The organism is Aeromonas sp. R5-4 (genome assembly GCF_040908215.1).
In the GTDB taxonomy this organism is placed as follows: Bacteria; Pseudomonadota; Gammaproteobacteria; order Enterobacterales; family Aeromonadaceae; genus Aeromonas; species Aeromonas veronii.
This window is the reverse complement of sequence record NZ_JBFODG010000025.1, coordinates 31,125-52,966: the sequence shown is the minus strand read 5'-3', so window position 1 is coordinate 52,966 and position 21,842 is coordinate 31,125. Positions and strand designations below refer to the sequence as shown.

Annotated in this window: 23 protein-coding genes; 6 read left to right on the top strand and 17 right to left on the bottom strand. The window is 59.3% G+C overall.

What is annotated here, in order from left to right; translation table 11 throughout:
- From AB5Y83_RS12465 to AB5Y83_RS12455, 3 genes are all read right to left on the bottom strand, one after another.
- The coding region (locus tag AB5Y83_RS12465; RefSeq protein ID WP_368175262.1) for a retention module-containing protein at positions 1–1,499 on the bottom strand (1,499 nt) is incomplete at its 3' end.
- Positions 1,500–1,730: 231 nt separating this feature from the next.
- Entirely contained in the window at positions 1,731–3,392 is a 1,662-nt protein-coding gene (locus AB5Y83_RS12460) for a putative transporter (RefSeq protein ID WP_021229463.1), read from the bottom strand.
- A gap of 127 nt (positions 3,393–3,519) precedes the next feature.
- A complete protein-coding gene (locus AB5Y83_RS12455; protein ID WP_005335337.1) occupies positions 3,520–4,155 on the bottom strand; it encodes a hemolysin III family protein in 636 nt (211 codons plus the stop codon).
- Positions 4,156–4,330: 175 nt separating this feature from the next.
- Between AB5Y83_RS12455 and AB5Y83_RS12450 the strand changes: the two genes are divergently transcribed.
- The 3 genes from AB5Y83_RS12450 to AB5Y83_RS12440 all read left to right on the top strand — a co-directional run bounded on the left by AB5Y83_RS12450 (position 4,331) and on the right by AB5Y83_RS12440 (position 6,829).
- Complete coding sequence (locus AB5Y83_RS12450; RefSeq protein WP_368175261.1) at positions 4,331–5,854, top strand: aminotransferase class V-fold PLP-dependent enzyme; 1,524 nt, start codon at positions 4,331–4,333, stop codon at positions 5,852–5,854.
- A 90-nt stretch (positions 5,855–5,944) separates the two neighbouring features.
- The gene (locus AB5Y83_RS12445; RefSeq protein WP_064335576.1) at positions 5,945–6,508 is read left to right on the top strand and encodes a septation protein A; all 564 of its coding nucleotides are present in this window, start codon (positions 5,945–5,947) and stop codon (positions 6,506–6,508) included.
- 24 nt (positions 6,509–6,532) lie between these two features.
- Positions 6,533–6,829 (top strand): YciI family protein, encoded by a 297-nt coding sequence (locus AB5Y83_RS12440; protein WP_005335344.1) that lies wholly within the window; start codon positions 6,533–6,535, stop codon positions 6,827–6,829.
- Between the two features lie 87 nt (positions 6,830–6,916).
- Here AB5Y83_RS12440 and cysQ read toward each other — a convergent pair whose 3' ends face one another.
- The 11 genes from cysQ to rpoE all read right to left on the bottom strand — a co-directional run bounded on the left by cysQ (position 6,917) and on the right by rpoE (position 16,588).
- The gene (gene cysQ, locus AB5Y83_RS12435) at positions 6,917–7,672 is read right to left on the bottom strand and encodes a 3'(2'),5'-bisphosphate nucleotidase CysQ (protein ID WP_257124956.1); all 756 of its coding nucleotides are present in this window, start codon (positions 7,670–7,672) and stop codon (positions 6,917–6,919) included.
- Between the two features lie 214 nt (positions 7,673–7,886).
- Positions 7,887–8,624, bottom strand: coding sequence for a pyridoxine 5'-phosphate synthase (pdxJ, locus tag AB5Y83_RS12430; protein ID WP_204484068.1), 738 nt, complete (start codon positions 8,622–8,624; stop codon positions 7,887–7,889).
- An 84-nt stretch (positions 8,625–8,708) separates the two neighbouring features.
- Positions 8,709–9,419: a DNA repair protein RecO gene (recO, locus tag AB5Y83_RS12425; RefSeq protein WP_005335391.1), complete on the bottom strand. Its 711-nt coding sequence runs from the start codon at positions 9,417–9,419 to the stop codon at positions 8,709–8,711.
- Positions 9,420–10,319 (bottom strand): GTPase Era, encoded by a 900-nt coding sequence (gene era, locus AB5Y83_RS12420; RefSeq protein WP_042053921.1) that lies wholly within the window; start codon positions 10,317–10,319, stop codon positions 9,420–9,422.
- Positions 10,316–10,987, bottom strand: coding sequence for a ribonuclease III (gene rnc, locus AB5Y83_RS12415; RefSeq protein ID WP_005335394.1), 672 nt, complete (start codon positions 10,985–10,987; stop codon positions 10,316–10,318). The genes era and rnc overlap by 4 nt, the downstream gene beginning before the upstream one ends.
- Positions 10,988–11,911 carry a signal peptidase I gene (lepB, locus tag AB5Y83_RS12410; protein WP_368175260.1) on the bottom strand — a complete coding sequence of 308 codons (924 nt, stop codon included), beginning with the start codon at positions 11,909–11,911 and terminating at the stop codon, positions 10,988–10,990.
- Between the two features lie 3 nt (positions 11,912–11,914).
- Positions 11,915–13,708, bottom strand: a complete 1,794-nt coding sequence (gene lepA / locus AB5Y83_RS12405; RefSeq protein WP_005335396.1) for a translation elongation factor 4 — start codon at positions 13,706–13,708, stop codon at positions 11,915–11,917.
- A 116-nt stretch (positions 13,709–13,824) separates the two neighbouring features.
- Positions 13,825–14,286, bottom strand: coding sequence for a SoxR reducing system RseC family protein (locus AB5Y83_RS12400; RefSeq protein WP_040068038.1), 462 nt, complete (start codon positions 14,284–14,286; stop codon positions 13,825–13,827).
- A gap of 93 nt (positions 14,287–14,379) precedes the next feature.
- Positions 14,380–15,360 carry a MucB/RseB C-terminal domain-containing protein gene (locus AB5Y83_RS12395; RefSeq protein ID WP_005335407.1) on the bottom strand — a complete coding sequence of 327 codons (981 nt, stop codon included), beginning with the start codon at positions 15,358–15,360 and terminating at the stop codon, positions 14,380–14,382.
- 21 nt (positions 15,361–15,381) lie between these two features.
- Positions 15,382–15,984: an RseA family anti-sigma factor gene (locus AB5Y83_RS12390; protein WP_368175259.1), complete on the bottom strand. Its 603-nt coding sequence runs from the start codon at positions 15,982–15,984 to the stop codon at positions 15,382–15,384.
- Between the two features lie 22 nt (positions 15,985–16,006).
- Positions 16,007–16,588 carry an RNA polymerase sigma factor RpoE gene (gene rpoE / locus AB5Y83_RS12385; protein WP_005335411.1) on the bottom strand — a complete coding sequence of 194 codons (582 nt, stop codon included), beginning with the start codon at positions 16,586–16,588 and terminating at the stop codon, positions 16,007–16,009.
- Positions 16,589–16,770: 182 nt separating this feature from the next.
- On the opposite strand from rpoE, the gene nadB reads away from it, so the two are divergent.
- Entirely contained in the window at positions 16,771–18,378 is a 1,608-nt protein-coding gene (gene nadB, locus AB5Y83_RS12380) for an L-aspartate oxidase (protein WP_368175258.1), read from the top strand.
- 155 nt (positions 18,379–18,533) lie between these two features.
- Here the strand turns inward: nadB and AB5Y83_RS12375 are convergent, their stop codons facing one another.
- On the bottom strand, positions 18,534–18,926 hold the full coding sequence (locus AB5Y83_RS12375) for a protein YgfX (protein WP_323937076.1): 393 nt from the start codon (positions 18,924–18,926) through the stop codon (positions 18,534–18,536).
- A 19-nt stretch (positions 18,927–18,945) separates the two neighbouring features.
- Positions 18,946–19,215, bottom strand: coding sequence for a succinate dehydrogenase assembly factor 2 (locus AB5Y83_RS12370; RefSeq protein WP_005335417.1), 270 nt, complete (start codon positions 19,213–19,215; stop codon positions 18,946–18,948).
- A 111-nt stretch (positions 19,216–19,326) separates the two neighbouring features.
- On the opposite strand from AB5Y83_RS12370, the gene ygfZ reads away from it, so the two are divergent.
- Entirely contained in the window at positions 19,327–20,235 is a 909-nt protein-coding gene (ygfZ, locus tag AB5Y83_RS12365) for a tRNA-modifying protein YgfZ (RefSeq protein ID WP_368175257.1), read from the top strand.
- 6 nt (positions 20,236–20,241) lie between these two features.
- Here the strand turns inward: ygfZ and AB5Y83_RS12360 are convergent, their stop codons facing one another.
- Positions 20,242–21,123: a LysR family transcriptional regulator gene (locus AB5Y83_RS12360; RefSeq protein ID WP_005335421.1), complete on the bottom strand. Its 882-nt coding sequence runs from the start codon at positions 21,121–21,123 to the stop codon at positions 20,242–20,244.
- A gap of 125 nt (positions 21,124–21,248) precedes the next feature.
- Between AB5Y83_RS12360 and AB5Y83_RS12355 the strand changes: the two genes are divergently transcribed.
- On the top strand, positions 21,249–21,695 hold the full coding sequence (locus tag AB5Y83_RS12355; protein ID WP_005335423.1) for a PACE efflux transporter: 447 nt from the start codon (positions 21,249–21,251) through the stop codon (positions 21,693–21,695).
- Positions 21,696–21,842: the final 147 nt, after the last annotated feature.

Genomic DNA, 21,842 nt, shown 5'->3' with positions numbered 1-21,842 from the left:
AGCGCAGTGCTGCCTTCGTTGAGAGTCCCTGCATTGGTGATAGAGACCGATGGGCGATCATCATCCGGGTTCGGACCCGGACCGGTGCCGTCGTCAATAATATTGGTATTGGCACTGCTATTCGGGCCAATGGTGGCATTGCCACCACTCACGCCACTGATGCTGATATTGAAGTCTTCGGAACCTTCGTAAAAAGCATCATCAATTGTACTTATATTGAAGGTCACACTAGTTTGACCGGCGGGGATAACCACACTGACCACACCGACAAAGTCACTGCCATCAGCGGCTGTGCCTGAATAGCTGAAACTAACGGTAACATCTTCTGTCGCAATCTGATCCAAGCTTACATTAAAGCTTGCTATGCCTCCTTCGCTGACATCAATTTGATTGGCGCTAAGGCTGACTTCAGGGTAAACCACATCACCATTGTCTCTGTCGATACCTATGTTTCCGGCAGGATCTGTGACGCTGGCATCTGCAGTATAACCACCTTCAGGTAATGGATTGGTGACATCAACCGTGTAAGAACCATCGTTATTAACTATGGTGGTCAGGGTTTGATTATCCCCATTGCTGTCGGTGATGAAGATGGTTACTGTGCTGCCTGGGGAGGCGTCTGTAGTACCTGTGATAGTTGGTGTGTCATCGGTGCTGTTGTCCGGTGCTTCGACGGTGATCACTGGAGCGGTTACATCCACACTCCCTGAATCAGTCGCACTTCCGGAATTACCCGCAGGATCTGTCACTGTGGCGGTAACGGTATAAGAACCTTCGGCCAAGGGGGTAACCACATCCACGGTGAAGGTGCCAGTGGGTGTGACGATCGCGGTCAGGGTTTGTTGATTACCGTTTGCATCGGTGACCAGCAAGGTTACGGTGCTGCCAACGGGAGCATCCGTTGTTCCGGTCAGGGTCGGAGTGGTGTCATTGGTGTTATCTGGCGCAACAACGGAGATGGTTGGGGGTGTAAGGTCAAATACCTCATCTTCGCCAGCAGCACCAAGCGGCGGCTCACCATTGGCGTTGTAGGTGGTATCGAAGGTGGCCTCAGCGATGGTTTCGGAACCGGTACGGTCGATGGTGACAAAACCGCCGTTGCCACTGGCACCGGCGACACCACCAATACCGCCACCACCGGCAGCAGGCGCACCGCCTGCGGCAGAGGCTTCAAAGGCCTGGGTCGGGTCCGCGCCCCCCAAAATGGCCTGTTGCAGAGCACTGATATCATCAGGAGTACCTGCAGCACCGTTTTGCGCCAACTGGGGGGCATCCCCCTCTTCGGCAGGCTCACTCTGTTCGTTGGCCGGTTGCACAGTGAACGACTGTCCGCCCCCCATGAAACTGGCGCCATCCGGCGACATGATCACCGCCCCTTTCGGCAGCACATCACCTTCAGCCAACAGCTTCCGGCTGCCATCTTCGGCAACCAGATAAATTTGTCCTTTAAGTTGGGTTACGGTTACGCCCTGTTCCAAGGTAACGGCATTGGTAATCATGTTCTCTCCTGAATCCTGATTTGAATGCAACAAGCCACATCTTACTGTGCATACACATGGCAAAAATAACCAGCTCGAAAATTCGAAAGGATAGGGAAATTTGAGGCTGAACTGTTCAGCCAGACAGAAGTGTGTAAGACTAGGTTGTGATAATAGTAAAAACCAAAATTATCAATAATTTACAGAATGATGACGAGAGCATGACAAAGCATGCTCCCGTCAAGATTAATCCTATACACCCGCCCAGAGGATGATAGCCAGCAGCTGTGGCGAGATGATCCGCAGGAACATCACCAGCGGGTAGACAGTGGCGTATGAGAGCGCACTGGCGCCACTGGTCGGGTGCATGGCGTTGGCAAAGGCCAGCGCGGGAGGATCAGTCATAGAGCCGGCCAGCAAACCGCATAGGGTGAGGTAGTTCATCTTGCCGTAGAGGCGCGCCAACACACCGACCACCAGCAGCGGGATCAGGGTGATCGCCATGCCGTAGAGCATCCAGGCCGGGCCATCACCGTTGATCAGGGTATCGACAAAGCCGGCACCGGACTTGAAGCCGACCACCGCCAGAAACAGCACGATCCCGATCTCCCGCAGCGCCAGGTTGGCACTGGGGGGCATGAACCAGTAGAGCTTGCCGATGCTGCCAATCCGCGACAGGATCAGCGCCACCACCAGCGGCCCCCCCGCCAGACCCAGTTTGAGGGCGGCCGGGAAACCGGGCAGATAGAAGGGGATGGAGCCGAGCAATACGCCAAGGCCAATCCCGATAAATACCGGCAACATCTGCACCTGTTGCAGCTTTTGCTGCACGTTGCCGACCACATTGGTGACAGCTTCGATGGCGTCGAGACGGCCAACCAGGTTGAGGATGTCACCAAACTGCAGGCTGGTCTGGCTGGTCGGCACCAGCTCGATACCAGCCCGGTTGAGACGGGAGATCACCACGTCATAGCGCTGTTTGATATCCAGGTCGCGGATCTTCTTGCCAAGAACTTGCTCGTTGGTCACCACTACCCGCTCGACGCGCAGATCGGTGCCGCGGGTCGAGAGCGAGGTCTCCACCTCCTCCCCCAACACCAGCAACACCTTGTGCAGCGCGTGGCGCTCACCCACCAGATGCAGCAAGTCACCCAGTTCGATACGGGATTCCGGCCGTGGCACCATCAGCTCGTCGCCCCGTTTGAGCCGTGAACAGATGACATCAGACTCGTCGAGACTCGGGATCTCGCTCAGCATCAGGCCGTGCATATTGGGATTGCGCACCGCGATGTTGATGGTCTGCAAGCTCTCCTTGGTTTTACCGGTTTGTAGCTCGAACTGGGCGGCTTCATCGTCGATCTTGATGCGAAAGAAGACCCTGACCAACCACATGGTGAGCAAAATGCCACAGATACCAAACGGATAGGCAACCGCATAGCCCATCCCCATCAAACCGGTAGAACCGGGCGCGGCGCCCAGCTCGGCCAGGATCTGCTGGCCCGCACCGAGAGATGGCGTATTGGTGACGGCACCGGAGAAGACCCCCAGAATGACCGGCAACGGCACATCGAAAAATTGATGCAAGCCAGCGGCCACCACGCAGCCAAGGATGACCAGCAAGGCGGCAAAGGCGTTGAGTTTGAGACCCGAACTGCGCAATGACGAGAAGAAACCAGGCCCAACCTGGATGCCGATGGTATAGACAAACAGGATCAGGCCAAATTCTTGAATAAAGTGAAGCGTTTGTGCATCCAGCGCGAGATCGGAGGCGCCTGCAAAGTGACCCACTATGATGCCGCCGAACAGCACCCCCCCTATTCCCAAGCCAACGCCATAGACTCGCCAGTTTCCCAGCCAGAGTCCTAGCACTGCCACCAGCGACAACATGCTGATGGAAAGCGCGATTTCACTCATTTCGTGCATCCTTTGCGAATTGAACTGGCCCTAGCTTGTCAGCAAACGCTGATGCCAACTGTGTGATACCGCACGAATTTATCCTTTTACGCGCTAAAAATACCAATTAAGGGCTAGTTGCAAGACGTTAGGCGACGTAGCCGTAAATGGCCATAAAGTGACAAACGCTGCCACCCAGCACAAAGAGATGCCAGATGGCGTGGTTATAGGGGATCTGCTTGGCCACATAGAAAATGACCCCGAGGCTGTAGATAAGGCCACCAAGCCCGAGCAGCAGCAGCCCCTCACCGGCCAGATGGATATAGAGCTGATAGATGACCACCAGCGACAGCCAGCCCAGCATCAGGTAGGTAAAGAGCGACAGCTTCTTGAAGCGGTTGATAAACACCAGCTTGAACACCACACCAGCCAGCGCCAGGGCCCAGATCACCACCATCAAGCCCTTCGCCAGCGGCGTATCGAGCGCCACCAGCAGGAAGGGGGTATAGGTGCCGGCAATCAGCAGATAGATGGCGCAGTGATCAAACACCTTGCACCAGCGTCTGGCCCGCCCTTCCGCCATGCTGTGATAGAGGGTAGAGGCGAGATAGAGCAGCACCAGACTGCCGCCATAAAGGCTGTAACTCACCAGCGCCTGCGTGCCCTGCCCCCATCCCTTGATGAGCAACAACACCAGCCCGACAATCCCCAGCAACAATCCCGCTCCGTGACTCAGCCGGTTTGCCAGCTCCTCCCGGGGGGAGTAATCCATCACACCACTCATAACATCGACTCCACAATAACTGTGGCTCACTCTACCCAGCACCATTTCGGAGTACAAGTGTTCGCTTAAAAAATGGGGTGGCTGTCACCCGCCCCCCTTTGGTGTATGCTCTGCCGCCGATGCCCGAGACAAGCGGCATAGACACCTAACCCGGTGACCTGGTCTGGAGAACCTGATGAAGTTGACTGAGCTGTTTGCACAAGCGGATCCCGCCTTTGGCGAGGCGATGAACACCTTGCTGGAGAGCTTCCACCACTCCGATGACAGTCAGGCCCCCTACCAGCGCGACCTGTTCACCCATCAGCTCGACCAGTCCCGCATGCCCGCCAGCGGCTGCTCGACCGAGGCCTATCTCGCCCGGCTGGCTACTCTGGTACCCGGCGCCTCTCACCTCACCTCGCCACGCTACATGGGTCATATGACGGCTCCATTGCCGGCCTTCACTGCCGAGCTTTCCCGTCTGGTGGTGATGCTCAACCAGAATCCGATGAAGATGGAGTCCTCCCGTCTGCTCAGTTTTCTGGAGCGGGAGGTGCTGGCCAAGCTGCACCGCCTCATCTATGGCATGGACGATGCCTTCTACGGCGAACAGATGCATGCCAAGGATGCCGCCCTCGGCGTCATGACCAGCGGCGGCACCATCGCCAACGTCACGGCACTGTGGCTGGCCCGCAACCGCGCCTGTGGCGACAACCTGTTCGCCCTCTATGAGCAGGGCTATCGGGGCGCCGTCATTCTGGGCTCCCGCCTGATGCACTACTCCTTCGACAAGGGGATGGATCTGCTGGGACTGGGCGCTCGCAGCGTCTGGCGCCTCGAGACCGACGAGCAGAACCGGCTCAGTCTGGCTGCGCTGGAGCAGGCGCTGATCCAGTGCAGAGAGCAGAAATTGAAAGTACTGGCGCTGGTCGGCGTGGCGGGCAGCACCGACTTTGGCTCCATCGATCCGCTGCCGGAACTGGCCGCCATCGCCGAGCGCGAGCAGATCCACTTCCACGTGGATGCCGCCTGGGGTGGCCCGACCCTCTTCTCCCCCCGCTATCAAGGTCTGCTGGCCGGCATCGAGCGCGCAGATACCGTCACCCTGGATGGCCACAAACAGCTGCTGGTGCCGCTCGGTACCGGCATGCTGCTCTGCCGCCAGCCCGACCTGATGATGGCGGTCAAGCGGGAGGCGCCCTACGCCATTCGTGCCACCTCGTTCGATCAGGGTCGCTTTACCCTGGAGGGCACCCGCCCGGCCAATGCCCTCTATCTGGACGCCGCCTTCCAGCTCTTTGGCCAGCAAGGCTATGCCGAGCTTATCGAAGCCAACTACGACCGGGCCCGGCTGATGGCCGAGCTCATCACCAGCAATCCCGCCTTCGAGCTGATGTCTGCTCCGGTGATGAACCTGCTCTCCTATCGCTGCATCCCACCCCATCTACAGGGCAAGGTGCTGGATGAGACGGCCAATGCGCAGATCAACGACTTCAACGTGTCCCTGCAAAAAGCCCAGCGGGCCGAGGGGCACAGCTTTGTCTCCCGCACCCAACGAGCGGTGGTACGCTACGGTGCCCAACCGCTCACCCTGCTGCGCGCCGTGCTGCTCAACCCTCTGATTGAAGAGCGCCATATCCGCGACCTGCTGGCCGATCAGCAGCGACTGGGGCTCACCATTGCTCGCCAACTGTTTGGCGACAGCGCGGAACCGGCGTAAAAATGAGCGGTCTTATTCATTTGCCGTTGTCTGCTGTACAGGTAGACTGGGCGAAATTTGCAGGCCATTTTTGAGGACTAGGCGCCAACAATGAAGCAATTTATTGAATTTATTCCACTTATCGTTTTCTTCGCGGTCTACAAGTTCTACGACATCTACATGGCTACCGGCGCACTGGTGGTGGTCACCGGTCTGCAGCTCGCCTATAGCTGGATCCGCTATCGCAAAGTCGAGAAGATGCAGCTCTTTACCTTCCTGCTGGTCGGCTTCTTCGGCGGCCTCACCGTCTTCTTCCACGATGACACCTTCATCAAGTGGAAAGTGACTGTCATCAACGTGCTGTTCGCACTGGGCCTGCTCATCAGCCGTTACGGCTTTGGCAAGAACCTTATCAAACAGATGCTGGCCAAAGAGCTGCAAGCACCCGATAAGGTCTGGGACACAGTAAATCTCGGCTGGGTCGGCTTCTTTACCGTCTGTGGCCTGCTCAACCTCTATGTGGCGTTCAACCTGCCGCAGGAGATGTGGGTCAACTTCAAGGTGTTCGGCCTACTGGGGATGACGCTGGTCTTTACCCTGCTGAGCGGCGTCTATCTCTACCGCCACATCCCTGCCGAGCAGTTGTCCCAGCAAAAAGACGAACCCAAAAAGTAACCCTCATCAGAAAAGGATTGTCTCATGTGGTATCTCATCTACTCCGAAGATGTCCCCGATAGCCTGCCACTGCGCAAGCAGGTTCGCCCTGCCCATCTGGCTCGCCTGCAAGCCCTGCAGGATGAAGGTCGGCTGCTGACCGCCGGTCCCAACCCGGCCATCGATGCCGAGGATCCGGCTGATGCAGGCTTTACCGGCAGCACCGTCATCGCCGAGTTTGCCTCGCAGGCGGACGCCAAAGCCTGGGCCGATGCCGATCCTTATGTGACCGCCGGTGTCTATGCCAAAGTGACCATCAAGCCGTTCAAGAAAGTCTTTTAAAACTGCGTCAGATGCAAAGAGGCCGGAACGGGTGTACAACCCGCTCCGGCCTCTTTTTATTGCGCGATGCTCAGCGCACCAACAAGGTCACGCTCTGGCGACAAACCAGGGGTTGAGAATATCGGGCTTGTTGTAGACAAGGGACGAGCCATCGAGTTGGATGACGCTGCCACCGGCCCCCTCCAGCACCGCCTGCGCCGCGCCGGTATCCCACTCGCAGGTGGGGGCGAGGCGCGGATAGAGCTCGGCGCCCCCCTCGGCAATGATGCAGAACTTGAGGGAGCTGCCCATGGAGACCAGCTCGAGCTCGCCAAAAGGAGCCAAGAAATCGAGGGTCTCCTGCGACAGGTGGTTGCGACTGCCCACCACTCGCCACGCCTCGCCTTCACGATGAGGCCGGGTCTGGATAGGCTCGCGCTTGCCATCGGCGATGCGCCAGGCACCGAGACCCTTTCCGCCATACCAGAGCTTGTCCAGCACAGGGGCATAGACCAGCCCCCAGCGCGGCGCCCCCCCTTCAATCAGCGCGATATTGACGGTGAACTCGCCGTTGCGGGAGACAAACTCCTTGGTGCCGTCGAGGGGATCCACCAGCCAGTAACGGGACCAGCCGTGGCGCGCCGCCATCACCTCGGGCCCCGACTCCTCAGACAATACAGGGATGTCGGGTGTCAGCCGTGCCAACGCCTGAACGATCACCTCATGAGCCCCCTTGTCGGCCGCGGTCAGCGGACTCTCGTCGCTCTTGTACTCCACCGCGAAAGGCTGGCTGTAGATGGCCATGATGGCCGCCCCCGCCGCGCGGGCGACAGGTTCAAGTTCGGTGATATCGGGGTGGTACAAGGGGTGATCCATAACAATCTCGTCCAGCTCACAGGGTCAACCAGTGTAACCCTTTTGACATCAACTGCTTATAGCCGATTGTACTGGGTTATTACAGCGCGGTGGTCGCCGAGCCATTTCGCTTGGGTGAACAAGCCCAGACATAAAAAGGGACGCCGTGGCGTCCCTTAGTGTTTATGGCGACCTGTCTCGGACCGCGAGACTGTCTGGCGGCTTAGATCCCCTGACGGGCTTCCTGCATCAGCAGGCGCATATCGCTCACAGCTTTGGCCAGACCATCGAAGGTGGCGCGGCCGATGATGGCGTGGCCGATGTTGAGCTCATAGAGCTCGGGGATGGCGGCGATGGCCTTGACGTTGTGGTAGTGCAGGCCGTGACCGGCATTGACCTTCAAGCCCTTGCCAGCGGCATAGGAGGCACCGGCGGCGATGCGCTTGAACTCGGCGTTACGCTCGGCATCGGTGGTGGCATCGGCGTAACGGCCGGTGTGGATCTCGATAAAGGGGGCGCCACTCTCGGCAGCCGCATCTATCTGGATGGGATCGGCGTCGATAAAGAGGGATACCTGCGCCCCCACCGCGGAGAGGCGGGCTACGGCGTCAGTCACCTTGTCCAGCTGACCGGCCACGTCCAGACCGCCCTCGGTGGTCACTTCGGTGCGCTTCTCCGGCACCAGACAGACGAAGTGGGGCTTGATGCGGCAGGCGATGCCGATCATCTCTTCGGTCACTGCCATTTCCAGATTCATTCTCGTCTGGATAGTCTGGCGCAGGATCTCCACATCGCGGTCGGTGATGTGGCGGCGATCTTCACGCAGATGCACGGTAATGCCATCGGCACCGGCCTGCTCGGCCACGAACGCGGCCTGTACCGGATCCGGATACTGGGTGCCACGGGCGTTGCGCAGGGTGGCGATATGGTCGATGTTCACACCCAGATAGATTTCACTCATTGAGAACTCCTTGAAAGGCTTCATCTGTTGACTGCGCGGTCAGCGAATCACACCGCGCCAATATCCGTATGTCTGTAATCTGTGTCAGCCTTGCATACTGGCTTTGCGTTTTAAAAACAGCTCCCGACTCTTTAGCTGGCGCTTGCCCAGATAGGGTTGCAGTGCCAATCGGCTGAAACGTTTGGCCGCCTGCAGCAAGGGAGGGGTATCGAAACGTCCCTCGGCAAAGGCGAGCAGGTGGGCACCGAGAAACAGGGTACGGGGATCCGGCGCCCGCTCGCAAGCAACAAAGCCCAATTCACGCTCGAAGCCATAGAGCAAGGTCGGCTCGATGGGCGACTCGTCGTCCGCCGTGTATTCGAAATCCACCGCATAGCCGAGCGCCTGCAACAGCAGGAACTCGAAGCGACGCAGCGGCAGCTCCGGCGTCTCGCCATCGGCCAGCGCCATGATGGCTCGGGCATAGGCATCGAATACTTCGGGGAACGGGGTGTGCGCTTCCAGCAGGTAGTAAACCAGCTCGTTGAGATAGAGGCCGTAGAAGAGGCGATCGCCGCCGAGACGCAGGGAGTGATCCGGGCATTCGACCTGGGTGAGGTTCTTGAGATCACCCTTGCCGCGCCAGGCGATGGTGAGCAGGGTAAAGGGTTGCAGCAGCCCCTTGAGAGGGGAGCGTGGCCCGCGAGAACCGCGAGCCACCAGAGTAAATCGGCCACTATCCTGGGTGAAGACCTCGACCAGCTGGCTGGTCTCCCGATAGGGCCGACTGTGGATGACGAAAGCCGGGGTCAGCAATCAGTCGTCGCCATACCCGAGGCTGCGCAGGGCACGCTCGTCGTCAGCCCAGCCCGACTTGACCTTAACCCACAGCTCGAGGTGCACCTTGTTCTGGAACAGACGTTCCATGTCGAGGCGCGCTTCGGTGCCGATGGTCTTGATCTTCTCGCCCTTGTTGCCGATGACCATCTTCTTCTGGCCATCGCGCTCGACCAGGATCAGGCCGTGGATGTGGTAGAGGCCGTTCTCTTCCACCTTGAATCGCTCGATCTCCACCGTCACCGAGTAGGGCAGCTCCTCGCCGGTGAAGCGCATCAGCTTCTCGCGGATGATTTCGGAGGCCATAAAGCGGGACGAGCGGTCGGTCACGTAATCTTCCGGGAAGAAATGGACGTTTTCCGGCAGCAGATCCTTGGCCCACTCGCGGATCTTCTCCACGTTGGTGCCCTTTTCGGCACTGATGGGCAGAATATGGGCGAAGTTCATCTGTTGGCCCAGCCACTCGAGGTGGGGCAGCAGATCTTCTTTCTCTTTGACGTTGTCGATCTTGTTGACCGCCAGCACCACAGGGCACTTGAGATTGCGCAGCTTGCCCAGCACCATCTCGTCGTCTTTGGTCCAGTGGGTACCGTCGACCATGAACACCACCATGGCCACATCACCCAGCGAACTGGTGGCGGCACGGTTCATCAGGCGGTTGATGGCCCGTTTCTCTTCAATGTGCAGACCCGGGGTATCTACATAGATGGTCTGGTAGTTCTCCTCAGTGTCGATCCCCAAAATCCGGTGACGGGTGGTCTGGGGTTTCTTCGAGGTGATGCTGACCTTCTGGCCAAGCAGCTTGTTGAGCAGGGTGGACTTGCCCACGTTCGGGCGGCCCACGATGGCGACAAAGCCGCAGTAGGTAGTATCTGTCATGACAGTTTTTCCAATGCTTGCTGCGCCGCGGCCTGTTCGGCCTTGCGACGGCTGGTGCCGACCCCGACGAGGGGACCATCCAGACCTTCCACGTCACACTGGACGGTGAACTCCTGGTTGTGGGCCTCGCCCTTGACGTTGGTCACAGTGTAGGTCGGCAGGGATTTGCGGCTTCCCTGCAAAATTTCTTGCAGACGGGTCTTGGGATCTTTCTGCTCGATGCCTGGCTTGATCTCTTCCAGGCGGCTGGCGTACCAGCTCAGCAGCAGTGTCCGCACCGTCTCAAGATTGGTATCCAGATAGACGGCACCGATCACCGCCTCGACCGTATCGGCCAGAATGGATTCGCGGCGAAAACCGCCGCTCTTGAGTTCGCCGGGACCGAGGATCAGGTGATCCCCGAGGTCAAACTCCCGGCCCAGTTCGGCCAGGGTCTTCTCGCGCACCAGGGTGGCGCGCATCCGGCTGAGATCCCCTTCCGCCGCTTGCGGGAAGCGGTGGAACAGATCGTCGGCAATCACCAGACTCAAAATGGAGTCACCCAGAAATTCCAGTCGTTCATTGTGACGGGAACCGGCGCTGCGGTGAGTCAGCGCCCGGGTCAGCAGTTCCAGATCCGCAAAGACATGCCCGAGACGGGACTGCAGTCTGTTCATCTTGATATTCATTTACTTGATTCCGCCAATGCGGTTGAAGCGCACACCTGTCGGTACCCAACTTGGCAGCAGGGAGCCTTCTTCGCGCTCGAATTCAAAACTTATCCAGATAGCGACCGCCTTGCCGACCAGATTCTGCTCGGGCACAAAGCCCCAGAAGCGGCTGTCGGTGCTGTTGTCGCGGTTGTCGCCCATCACGAAATACTGGCCTTCCGGTACCACCCACTCGTCGGGGTAGGTGCCGGGCTGACGATAGTAACGGCCAACCATGTCGGGCATCAGCGGATTGCGCAGGGTCTCGTGGGAGACATCACCCAACTGCTCGGTATAGCGGTCAAGGGGGATCCCCATCTGGGTAAATTCGCCTCTTTGTTCAAACTTGACGTCGAGCTTCTTGAAGCCCGGGCACGTTTTCCCTTCCTGCTCCTCGCACTTGTGCCGGATCATCAGCTCCTTGTTGCGATAGATGACCCGATCGCCCGGCATGCCGACCACCCGCTTGATGTAGTCAACGCGCGGTTCAAGGGGATACTTGAACACCACCACGTCGCCACGCTTGGGCTCGCCGGTCTCGAGGAACTTGGTGTTGGTCACCGGGTCCCGCAGACCATAGGCAAATTTTTCCACCAGGATGAAGTCGCCCACCAGCAGGGTGGGCATCATGGAACCTGACGGGATCTGGAACGGTTCAAAAATGAACGAACGCAGGATCAGCACAAAGGTGATGACCGGGAAGACCCCGGCGGTCTGCTCAATCCAGACCGGCACGGGGGCGACCTTGGCCAGAGTCTTCTCATCCAGGTGGGCACCGCCATGGGCACGAGCCACGGCAATCTTGGCGGCGCGCTGCTTGGACCAAATCATCTTGTCCAGACACCAGATAACACCGGTGATCGCGCAGACCACCACCAGGATCAGGGAAAACGTGCTTGCCATCTATTAATCCTTTCCGACGTGGAGAATCGCGAGGAAGGCTTCCTGCGGCACGTCGACACGGCCGAGGGACTTCATCCGCTTCTTACCTTCTTTCTGCTTGTTCAGCAGTTTCTTCTTACGACTCACGTCACCACCGTAGCACTTGGCGGTTACGTCTTTACGCAACGCCTTGACGGTGCTACGAGCGATGATCTGGTTGCCGATGGCCGCCTGAATGGCAATATCAAACATCTGGCGCGGGATCAGCTCACGCATCTTCTCCACCACCTGACGACCACGATACTGGGCGTTGTCCTTGTGGGTGATGATGGCCAGGGCATCGACGCGCTCACCGTTGATCATGATGTCCAGACGGACCATGTCGGAGGTTTCGAAACGCTTGAAGCCGTAATCCAGCGAGGCGTAACCGCGACTGGTGGATTTCAGACGATCGAAGAAGTCGAGCACCACTTCCGCCATCGGGATTTCATAGGTCAGCGCCACCTGCTTGCCGTGGTAGACCATGTTGGTCTGCACGCCACGCTTCTCGATACAGAGGGTGATGACGTTGCCCATGTACTCCTGCGGCAGCAGGATATGACACTCGGCGATCGGCTCGCGCATCTCCTTGATGCTGGTGATGGCGGGCATCTGGGCCGGGCTGTCGATATGGATGGTGGAGCCGTCGGTCAGCTCGATCTCGTACACTACGGTCGGCGCCGTGGTGATCAGATCCAGATCGTATTCACGCTCCAGACGCTCCTGAATGATCTCCATGTGCAGCATGCCGAGGAAGCCACAACGGAAGCCGAAGCCCAGCGCAGTGGAGCTCTCCGGTTCGAAGAACAGGGAGGCATCATTCAGGGAGAGCTTGTCGAGGGCGTCACGGAACGACTCGTAGTCATCGCTGGAGATGGGGAACAGACCCGCATAAACCTGCGGCTTCACCTTCTTGAAGCCGGCCAGCGCCTTGTCGGCACCGTTCTTGGCCTGAGTCAGGGTATCGCCCACCGGCGCGCCGTGGATATCCTTGATACCGCAGACAACCCAACCTACCTCGCCACAGCCCAGCCCCTGGGTATCCACCTGCTTGGGCGTGAAGATACCGATACGATCGACACCCCACACCTGACCGGTGCTCATCACCTTGATCTTGTCGTTCTTCTTCAGGGAACCATTCTTGATCCGCACCAAAGAGACAACGCCCAGATAGGAGTCGAACCAGGAGTCGATGATCAGCGCCTGCAGCGGGGCATCCGGGTCACCTTCCGGCGCCGGGATCTTGGCGACGATCTCTTCCAGCACCAGATCAACACCCAGACCAGTCTTGGCGGAGCAGCGCACCGCATCGACCGCATCGATACCGACGATGTCTTCGATCTCCTCGGCAACCCGCTCGGGTTCTGCGGCCGGCAGGTCAATCTTGTTCAGCACCGGCACCACTTCCAAATCCATTTCCATGGCGGTATAGCAGTTGGCCAGAGTCTGTGCCTCAACCCCCTGGCCGGCATCCACCACCAGCAGCGCCCCTTCACAGGCCGCCAAAGAGCGGGAGACCTCGTAGGAGAAATCCACGTGGCCCGGGGTGTCGATAAAGTTCAGCTGGTAGGTGTTACCGTCTTGTGCCTGGTAGTTCAGGGTCACACTCTGTGCTTTGATGGTAATGCCGCGCTCGCGCTCCAGATCCATGGAGTCAAGCACCTGAGCCTGCATCTCGCGGTCGGACAAGCCACCGCAAGTCTGGATCAGACGGTCCGACAGGGTCGATTTACCGTGGTCGATGTGCGCAATAATCGAAAAGTTACGAATGTGTTTCATCGAGCAAGAGTCACTCAAAATTAGTTAAGGTCAGTTATGGAGGCGCGATTTTACTGGATAACCCGGCTGACGGCCATTCTTTAGTCGCCAGCGCCAGTGAAATAGCGCCTGTTCAGTCAGGGGAGGATGCGGACAGGGACGACAACGCCGAGCATCTGCGGGCCGTAACGCCCCTGATCCAGGCGGTTGGAAAAGTAACGAACCAGTAAAAAGCCCAGCACGCCCCCCAGCAGGCAGCAGAGAATGGTAATTCCCTCCCCCCCCGAGAGCAGCGGTGCCAGCCAGAGCTGCCCCAGCAAGGCGCCGGCCAACAGGCAGAAAAGCGGCAGCACATAGACCAGCGCCGCCCCGCGCAGCAGACTCTCCTGCGGGATACCGAGCCTCACTTGCTGGCCAACCCGCACCTCGGCGGTCAGCCTGACCCGCAAGCGGGGAGCTTTCAGGGGAAATGCCTTGGCCACGGTGCCGGTACCGCAGTTGGACTGCTGCTGACAACCACTGCAGGCGGAGCGACGCTCGCACTCCACCCAAGCATGGTCACCCTCAATGGCCACCACGGTCGCCAGCTCTTCACTCATCTCATTCACGGCAACACCTCGGGTTCACACAATCAGGGGATCTGACCACGACTCGCCACGCTCGGCAAGCGGGGGACAACCCCGCATCCCCCGTTACTGCACCGCTTCGTTGCGGGCCAGCGGCTGGACCGACTCGGCGATGCGCTTGGCGGTTTCGGCAGGCACCTCCCCGACTACGGTGATCTCGACCCCCACCTCGTTGACATAGCTCACCAGCGAGGTCGCCCCCTGGCGGATCAGCTGCTGGCGCACCGCCTGCTTGGGATCCACCCGGGAGACGTAGACCGAGAGATCCACCAGCCCGTCGGAGAGCATCATGTAGTCCACCGGCATACTGGTGGTCACCAGCTGGTGCCGGTCTTGCGACAGCACCTTGAAGCCATCGGGCAGCCAGGTGATCTGCCAGTTCAACTGCTGTTGTGGCGCCGGATAGGCATCCTCCAGCGCCAGCGCCGGAGGCTGCTTGCTGTTGGCCAGCTTCACCAGCCAGGGGGCCGGTTTGCTCTGCAGATCCAGCTCGACACCAAGTACCTGCTCCACCAGATTGCCTTCCCGCTCGACCATGTCGATCCGCAGCAGCAAGTGGCTCTGCTCGTCAATCCAGAGCACGAAACCATATTTGTCGGCCTCTTTAGGCACCAGCCTCACCACCTGCGCCACCACACCGGCGACGCGGCTGCGACCGGCCAGCACAGGATCATAGCTCTCCAGCACCTGCGCCAGCGGCATCTTCACCAGGGTCGACCAGATGCCGGGGAAGCGGGCATCCTTCAGGGTGTAGGGATCGTGGCTGTTTTCAAAGAAGGTGTATTCGTTCTGGCGCTGGAGATACTCGATCGCCTTGCCGTCGAGGTAACTGAGGTGGGCCACTTCCTTGCCGTTGATGACGGCATGGCTGATCCGGATCGGTTCAAGACGCCCCTGACGAGCCTTGACCATGGACAACTCGAAATTCTGTTGCTGCACGGCACTCTGCATCTGCTGCAACAAGGCCTCGGCCGACTTATCGTCGGCCGAGGCCTTGGCACTAATCAGCAGGAGAGAGGCCAGCAAAATACGGCTGGACTGGCGCACGTTTGTATCCCTGACAATTCGTTATTGTTGGATCTGTCTGTCTTGCAACAGGCGCTGCTGCAACTGGTGGTCACGCAGGAAGGCATTGATCCGCTCCCGCTGCTCCTGCATCTGCTGTTCGGTCAGCCCCTGCTGACGGGCGCGGGCACCGTCCTGTTGCGGATAGTGAACACTCACAGGTGCAGCACTGCCACCGATTGGAATGGTATTGAGAACCGGATTGGCCGGAACGCCATCCTGCCACTGATACTGCTGCACCCCGAAGATCACGGCAGCGGCCACAGATGCCGCAATGGCATATTGACCCAGTTGCTGACCGACACGGCGGAACAACGGAACCACATTAGAATCAGTCTTGACCGGTGCAACGGCAGGTTGCAGCACGGGAGCCGTCTCGACCGGCTTGGGTGCCAGTATGGTGGGCTCATCCTCCAGCACAGCCATGATGCTGTCACTGAGATCCAGTTGCAGATTGACCGGCAGGTCACCCCGCATGGCATCGCCGATCAGGTGGTAACGACCCCAGGTATCTTGCAAGTCGGAGTCCATCTCCAGCTCGTTCAGTACCTCTGCGTCACTCAGGTCACCATCCATCAGGGCAGAGATTTGCTCTTTATTTGCCATAAGTTAACCCGTCTTTCCCCAGTTAATTCTCGATCAGAGGTTGCAGCTTTTTATCGATTGCTTCCCTCGCCCGGAAGATACGGGATCTGACCGTACCCACAGGGCAATCCATGATTTCGGCAATCTCTTCGTAGCTCAGCCCTTCCAGTTCGCGAAGGGTGATAGCTGTCCTCAGGTCTTCCGGCAATGCCTCTATGGCTGAAAACACGGTGCGTTTGATCTCGTCAGTCAGCGCCAGGTTTTCGGGGGTTGAGACCTCTTGCAAGGCTTCACCACCACCATAAGACTCCGCTTCGTCAGCCTCCACATCACTGCTGGGCGGCCTGCGCCCCTGGGAGGTGAGATAATTCTTCGCCGTGTTCACGGCAATTCGGTACAACCAGGTGTAAAAAGCACTTTCGCCACGGAATGTCGGCAATGCACGGTAGGCTTTTATAAAGGCCTCTTGCGCCACATCGGGCACATCACCGGGATTGTTGACATACCTGGCAACCAGGTTGACCACCTTATGCTGGTATTTTTTTACCAACAGGTTGAAAGCTGCTTTATCGCCGCGCTGGACCCGTTCAACCAGCTGTTCGTCCAGTAGATTCTGGTCGCTCATCAGAGCCGTAAAACCCCCATCAGGTTATCGTTTTTCTTTTCCGGCCCTTCCTAAGCGCACAAGTTCAGACAGGGAGAATCAGAGAAAGTTCGCTTCAATTGAAAAAAATGTGATGCAGGCTGCATCCTCGCCCTCGCTTGGGCTACCATGGTGCCAGTTCTTAATCCAGGCCAATGATACTTATGAAAGCAAGTGTTGAATACCTTTGCGATGTACTGATCATTGGCAGCGGTGCCGCTGGTTTGTCCCTCGCGTTGCGATTGGCAAACCACGCCAAAGTCCTGGTTCTGAGCAAGGGGCCCATCAGTGAAGGGGCCACTTTCTATGCGCAAGGAGGCATCGCTGCCGTTTTCGACGAAACCGACAGCATCGAATCCCACGTGAGCGACACGCTCAACGCGGGCGCCGGGTTGTGTGACCCGGCAGTGGTCGAGTTCACCGCACGCCACGCCCGCGAATCCATCCAGTGGCTCATTCAGCAAGGGGTCCCCTTCGATCAGGAGGAGAACGCCGATGGTGAATCCCAGTACCACCTCACCCGGGAAGGCGGCCACAGCCATCGCCGCATCTTCCACGCGGCGGATGCCACCGGCAAAGCGGTGCAGCTCACCCTGATCGATCAGGTTCGTGCCCACCCCAATATCCAGTTGATGGAGCGCTTCAACGCGGTCGACCTCATCACCACCCGCAAGCTCAACCTGCCGGGCAACAAGGTACTGGGCGCCTACGTCTGGAACCGCAACGCCGAGCAGGTCGAGGTGATCCGCGCCCGTTTCGTGGCACTGGCGACCGGTGGTGCCTCCAAGGTCTACCAGTACACCTCCAACCCGGATGTGAGCTCTGGCGATGGCATCGCCATGGCATGGCGGGCCGGCTGCCGGGTGGCGAACCTGGAGTTCAACCAGTTCCACCCCACCAGCCTGTTTCACTCGGACGACCCCAACTTCCTGCTGACCGAAGCGCTGCGTGGCGAGGGAGCCTATCTGCGCCGCCCGGACGGCAGCCGCTTTATGCCGGAGTTTGACGAGCGGGCCGAGCTGGCGCCGCGGGATATCGTCGCCCGCGCCATCGACCACGAGATGAAGCGGCTCGGGGCGGATTGCATGTATCTGGATATCAGCCACAAACCGGCCGATTTCATCATCAAGCACTTCCCGACCATTTATGAGCGCTGCCTCGCGGTCGGCATCGACATCACCAAGGAGCCGATGCCCATCGTGCCGGCCGCCCACTACACCTGTGGCGGCGTGATGATCGACAACAACGGCCAGACCGATATTCCCGGCCTCTACGCCATCGGTGAAGTGACCTACACCGGTCTGCACGGCGCCAACCGCATGGCCTCCAACTCCCTGCTGGAATGCGTGGTTTATGCCCATCAGGCGGGGGCCGACATTCTGGCCAAGCTGCCGATGAGCGTGGAGCCGCCGCGCCTGCCGGTGTGGGACGAGAGCAAGGTGGAAGATTCCGACGAACTGGTGGTGATCCAGCACAACTGGCACGAGCTGCGGTTGATGATGTGGGACTACGTGGGAATAGTGCGTACCAACAAACGCCTGGCCCGTGCCAAGCGCCGCATCGACCTGCTCAAGCAGGAGGTGCAGGAGTACTACGCCAACTTCCGCGTCTCCAACAACCTGCTGGAGCTGCGCAACCTGCTGCAGGTGGCCGAGCTTATCGTCAACTGCGCCCTGCAGCGCAAGGAGTCTCGCGGCTTGCACTACAACCTGGATTATCCGGATATGCTGCCGGACTCCAAACCGACCGTGCTGACCCCGGAGCGGGATTAATCCCCCTTCCTGCCAAGCGTTGCAGCTATCAGTGACCCCGCCCCGGCGGGGTCACTTGTTTTCAACCGCTTTTCAGCCCCAAAAAGAGTGCCGCCAGCCACATGGCAGCAGCTTATCGCGGTAAATCAGCGCATGGTCATCACGGAAAGCAGGTGTCAGCGCCGAGACGGCAGAAAGTGGATGGCTCGCGCCAGCAGGCGGTAATGTTCGGGGGGAAGGGCATCGGAGAAGAGCCACAATTGCCGTGGCGACACAGCTCCACTCTCTTGCTGCTCGGGACAAAGCACCAGCCTGAGCACGCCGGGCAGAATGCGGCTTTTCTTGTCAAGCTGATAGCGACGACCTTGCCACTGCAACCACTGACCATCCCAGACAAGCTCGAACCGGGGCTCGGCAAGCGCACGCCAGCTCAGCCAGAGCGCCGCCAGCCAGACGGGCAGCAACAGCGCCCACTGCCAACCGGCAATCAGGCCAGCCACCGGCCAGAGCAGCAACAGAAAGAGGGCCACCAGCAAATATTGCTGATGGCGGGAGGGGTGAACCTTCATGATCACCCGCTCCACGGTATTACCCCTGGCGGTCGTGGCGCGCCTGATTGCGCTCCAGGATCATCGGGATCATGGCGGCAAATGCGGGATCGGCAGGGACACCATGACCCATGCACCATTTGAACAGATCCGGATCGTCGCTCGCCAGCAGGCGGATAAAGGTCTGCTGATCGGCTTCGCTCAGGGAGTCGAACTCGTGTTCGAAAAAGGGCATAAAGATCACATCCAGCTCGAGCATACCGCGACGGCAGGCCCACTTCAGGCGGGATTTTTCAACTGGGCTCAACATGGCACTCTCCTTACAAAGACCGGGGGATGGTACCAGCTGGATTTTCCGGCTGACAAACATTAGTTACGTCTTTACCATGCAGCTCACATACTTTCTCTCTGGAATACCATCGTGAGCCTGCAACCACCTGTTTTTCCTGCCGAGCCGACCCGCTTCTCCCTGACCAAGCTGGCCATCACCCGTATCAGCGGCCAGGATCGCGCCAAATATCTGCAAGGTCAGGTCACCTGTGATGTCAACGCCCTGCAACCGGGGCAACAGACCCCGGGCGGCCACTGTGATCCCAAGGGCAAGCTGTGGAGCAATTTCCGCCTGCTCTGTCTCGACGACAGCCTGCTGCTGCTGACCAGCCCTTCGGTACTGGAGCGCCAACTGCCGGAGCTGAAGAAATTTGCCGTCTTCTCCAAGGTCGAGATCGCCGCCGATGAGCGTCACGCCACCGGGATCGCCGGTACGGGCAGCGATGGGTGGATCGCCGAGCAGTTTGGCCTTCTGCAGAGCGGTCTTATCGACGGCGGCATGGCGGTGAAGATTGAGCAGGATCGCTGGCTGCTGGTGAGCAATCAGCAAGCCGACGCCCTGCCGCAAGGTGACGAGTCACTCTGGTGGGGGCTCGAGATCAAGGCGGGCCTGCCACACATGGAAGCGGTGCATCAGGGGGAGTTCATCCCGCAGATGCTCAACCTGCAGGCACTGGACGGCATCAGCTTCAACAAGGGCTGCTACATGGGGCAGGAGACGGTGGCCCGCGCCAAGTATCGCGGCGCCAACAACCGCGCCCTGTTCCTGCTGGCGGGCAGTGCCGGCGAGCCGGTCGCCAGCGGCGATACCCTTGAACTGCAACTGGGTGACAACTGGCGCCGCAGCGGCATGGTGCTCAACGCCTGGCAACAGGCCGGGCAGGTGTGGCTCACCGCCGTACTGCCGAAAGATACCGAGGCTGACGCCCAATTCCGCCTCAAGCAGGACGAAGGCTCCCGCCTCATCCTGCAACCCCTGCCTTACGCCCTGACCGAGTAAGGTCGGCTAGCGAGGCACCCGCGCCAGCAGTGCCTCCTTCAGCCAGCGCCCCGCCTGCCCCAGCGGGCGGGCGCGATGCCACTGCAACTCCAGCGCCAGCGCGTGGCTGGCGATAAAGTCCGGCTCCAGCACCACCACCTCGCCCCGCTTCAGCGGCTGATGCAGCAGAAATTCCGGAATCGCGGACCAGCCAAGACCCCGCTTGACCAGCTCCAGCACTCCGAGATCCCCCTCGACCCACCACACCTGAGCCGAGATGCGAAAACGCTGGCGCTCGCTCCCTTCCCGTCTGCCGGTCACCATCAGCTGACGTGCCCCCTGCAGATCGACCTCCCGCAGCGGCTGCTTGCGGGCCAGCGGATGATCCGGTGACACCACCAGCGGCATGGTCACCTCCCCCAGCGAATGGGCGACAATCTCCCGCTGGGGATGCACCTTCTGATAACTGATGCCGAGCTGGGCCCGGCCGGTCACCAGCATCTCGGTCACATCTTCCATCAGCGGGAAGAGCAGCTCCAGCTCCACGGTCGGGTAACGAGTGGCGAATTCCTCCAGCAGGGTGCCGAGCCAGGGTAGGTGGGAGTCATCATCGATGGCCAGAGTGAGCCGCGTCTCCACCCCGGCCGCCAGCTCCCCGGCAATGGATTGCAATCGTTCACTCTGCGCCAGCAGGATCCCCGCCTCCTGCACCATGCGGGCCCCCGCCTCCGTCAGTTGCGGATAGCGGCCGCTGCGGTCAAACAGGGTGAGCGCCAGATCGATCTCCAGATTGGCGATGGCGCTGCTCACCACCGACTGCGCCTTGCCCAGCTTGCGGGCGGCAGCGGAAAACGAGCCGGTTTCGGCGGCCGCCAGCAAGATCCTCAGTTGTTCCAGTGATGGCGTCATCTTGTTGCCCTCCGGCAAGTCATCTCATCCATCTATTTTAGCGATGGATACCAACATGAATCTATCGCGAAAGTTCTATAGATTAACCTGCAATTCGTGAATGAACCTGATTGAGAGAGTGACTTATGCGTACCCGTAACGATCGCCTACGCCATGCCATTGGCTTTGAATTCATTGGCCTGCTGATTGCCGCCCCGCTGGCCAGCTGGGTTACCGGGGTCGGGCTCAACCATATGGGCCCGCTGGCACTGTTCTTCTCGGTACTGGCCACCGTCTGGAACTACATCTACAACATCGGGGTCGACAAGCTGCTGCTCAAATATCAGGGCCATACCCACAAGACCCTGTGGCAACGGGTGCTGCATACCTTCGGCTTTGAGGGCGGTCTGCTGATCGTCGCGCTACCGGTCATGTCCTGGTGGCTGAGCGTCAGCATGCTGGAGGCGCTGGTGCTGGATCTGGGCTTCGTCGTCTTCTACCTGATCTATGCCTTCGTCTACAACTGGGGCTATGACAAGGTGTTCCCCATCCCCCGCGAAGTGCCGCACGGAATGCCACAAGAGGCGCGCTAAGGCACGAATCCGTTGGATTGAAACCGAGAAGTGAAGGTCAACAAGGGGAGGCAACTGAAGAAACGACACGGCCCCATCATGGCAGACATGATGGGGCCGCAACAGGGATCAGCGCTGGCAGGCCGGCTGATTCAGAGGTAAGGATTC

Bases quoted from the DNA above. Each gene is read 5' to 3' on its own strand.
- AB5Y83_RS12360 (WP_005335421.1), bottom strand. From the start codon at position 21,123: ATGACGCCATCACTGGAACAACTGAGGATCTTGCTGGCGGCCGCCGAA.
- lepA (WP_005335396.1), bottom strand. From the start codon at position 13,708: ATGAAACACATTCGTAACTTTTCGATTATTGCGCACATCGACCACGGT.
- era (WP_042053921.1), bottom strand. From the start codon at position 10,319: ATGACAGATACTACCTACTGCGGCTTTGTCGCCATCGTGGGCCGCCCG.
- AB5Y83_RS12390 (WP_368175259.1), bottom strand. From the start codon at position 15,984: ATGGCAAATAAAGAGCAAATCTCTGCCCTGATGGATGGTGACCTGAGT.
- nadB (WP_368175258.1), top strand. From the start codon at position 16,771: ATGAAAGCAAGTGTTGAATACCTTTGCGATGTACTGATCATTGGCAGC.
- AB5Y83_RS12450 (WP_368175261.1), top strand. From the start codon at position 4,331: ATGAAGTTGACTGAGCTGTTTGCACAAGCGGATCCCGCCTTTGGCGAG.
- AB5Y83_RS12370 (WP_005335417.1), bottom strand. From the start codon at position 19,215: ATGTTGAGCCCAGTTGAAAAATCCCGCCTGAAGTGGGCCTGCCGTCGC.
- AB5Y83_RS12460 (WP_021229463.1), bottom strand. From the start codon at position 3,392: ATGAGTGAAATCGCGCTTTCCATCAGCATGTTGTCGCTGGTGGCAGTG.
- AB5Y83_RS12375 (WP_323937076.1), bottom strand. From the start codon at position 18,926: ATGAAGGTTCACCCCTCCCGCCATCAGCAATATTTGCTGGTGGCCCTC.
- AB5Y83_RS12400 (WP_040068038.1), bottom strand. From the start codon at position 14,286: ATGAGTGAAGAGCTGGCGACCGTGGTGGCCATTGAGGGTGACCATGCT.
- AB5Y83_RS12445 (WP_064335576.1), top strand. From the start codon at position 5,945: ATGAAGCAATTTATTGAATTTATTCCACTTATCGTTTTCTTCGCGGTC.
- AB5Y83_RS12440 (WP_005335344.1), top strand. From the start codon at position 6,533: ATGTGGTATCTCATCTACTCCGAAGATGTCCCCGATAGCCTGCCACTG.
- rpoE (WP_005335411.1), bottom strand. From the start codon at position 16,588: ATGAGCGACCAGAATCTACTGGACGAACAGCTGGTTGAACGGGTCCAG.
- rnc (WP_005335394.1), bottom strand. From the start codon at position 10,987: ATGAATATCAAGATGAACAGACTGCAGTCCCGTCTCGGGCATGTCTTT.
- pdxJ (WP_204484068.1), bottom strand. From the start codon at position 8,624: ATGAGTGAAATCTATCTGGGTGTGAACATCGACCATATCGCCACCCTG.
- AB5Y83_RS12455 (WP_005335337.1), bottom strand. From the start codon at position 4,155: ATGAGTGGTGTGATGGATTACTCCCCCCGGGAGGAGCTGGCAAACCGG.
- lepB (WP_368175260.1), bottom strand. From the start codon at position 11,911: ATGGCAAGCACGTTTTCCCTGATCCTGGTGGTGGTCTGCGCGATCACC.
- AB5Y83_RS12355 (WP_005335423.1), top strand. From the start codon at position 21,249: ATGCGTACCCGTAACGATCGCCTACGCCATGCCATTGGCTTTGAATTC.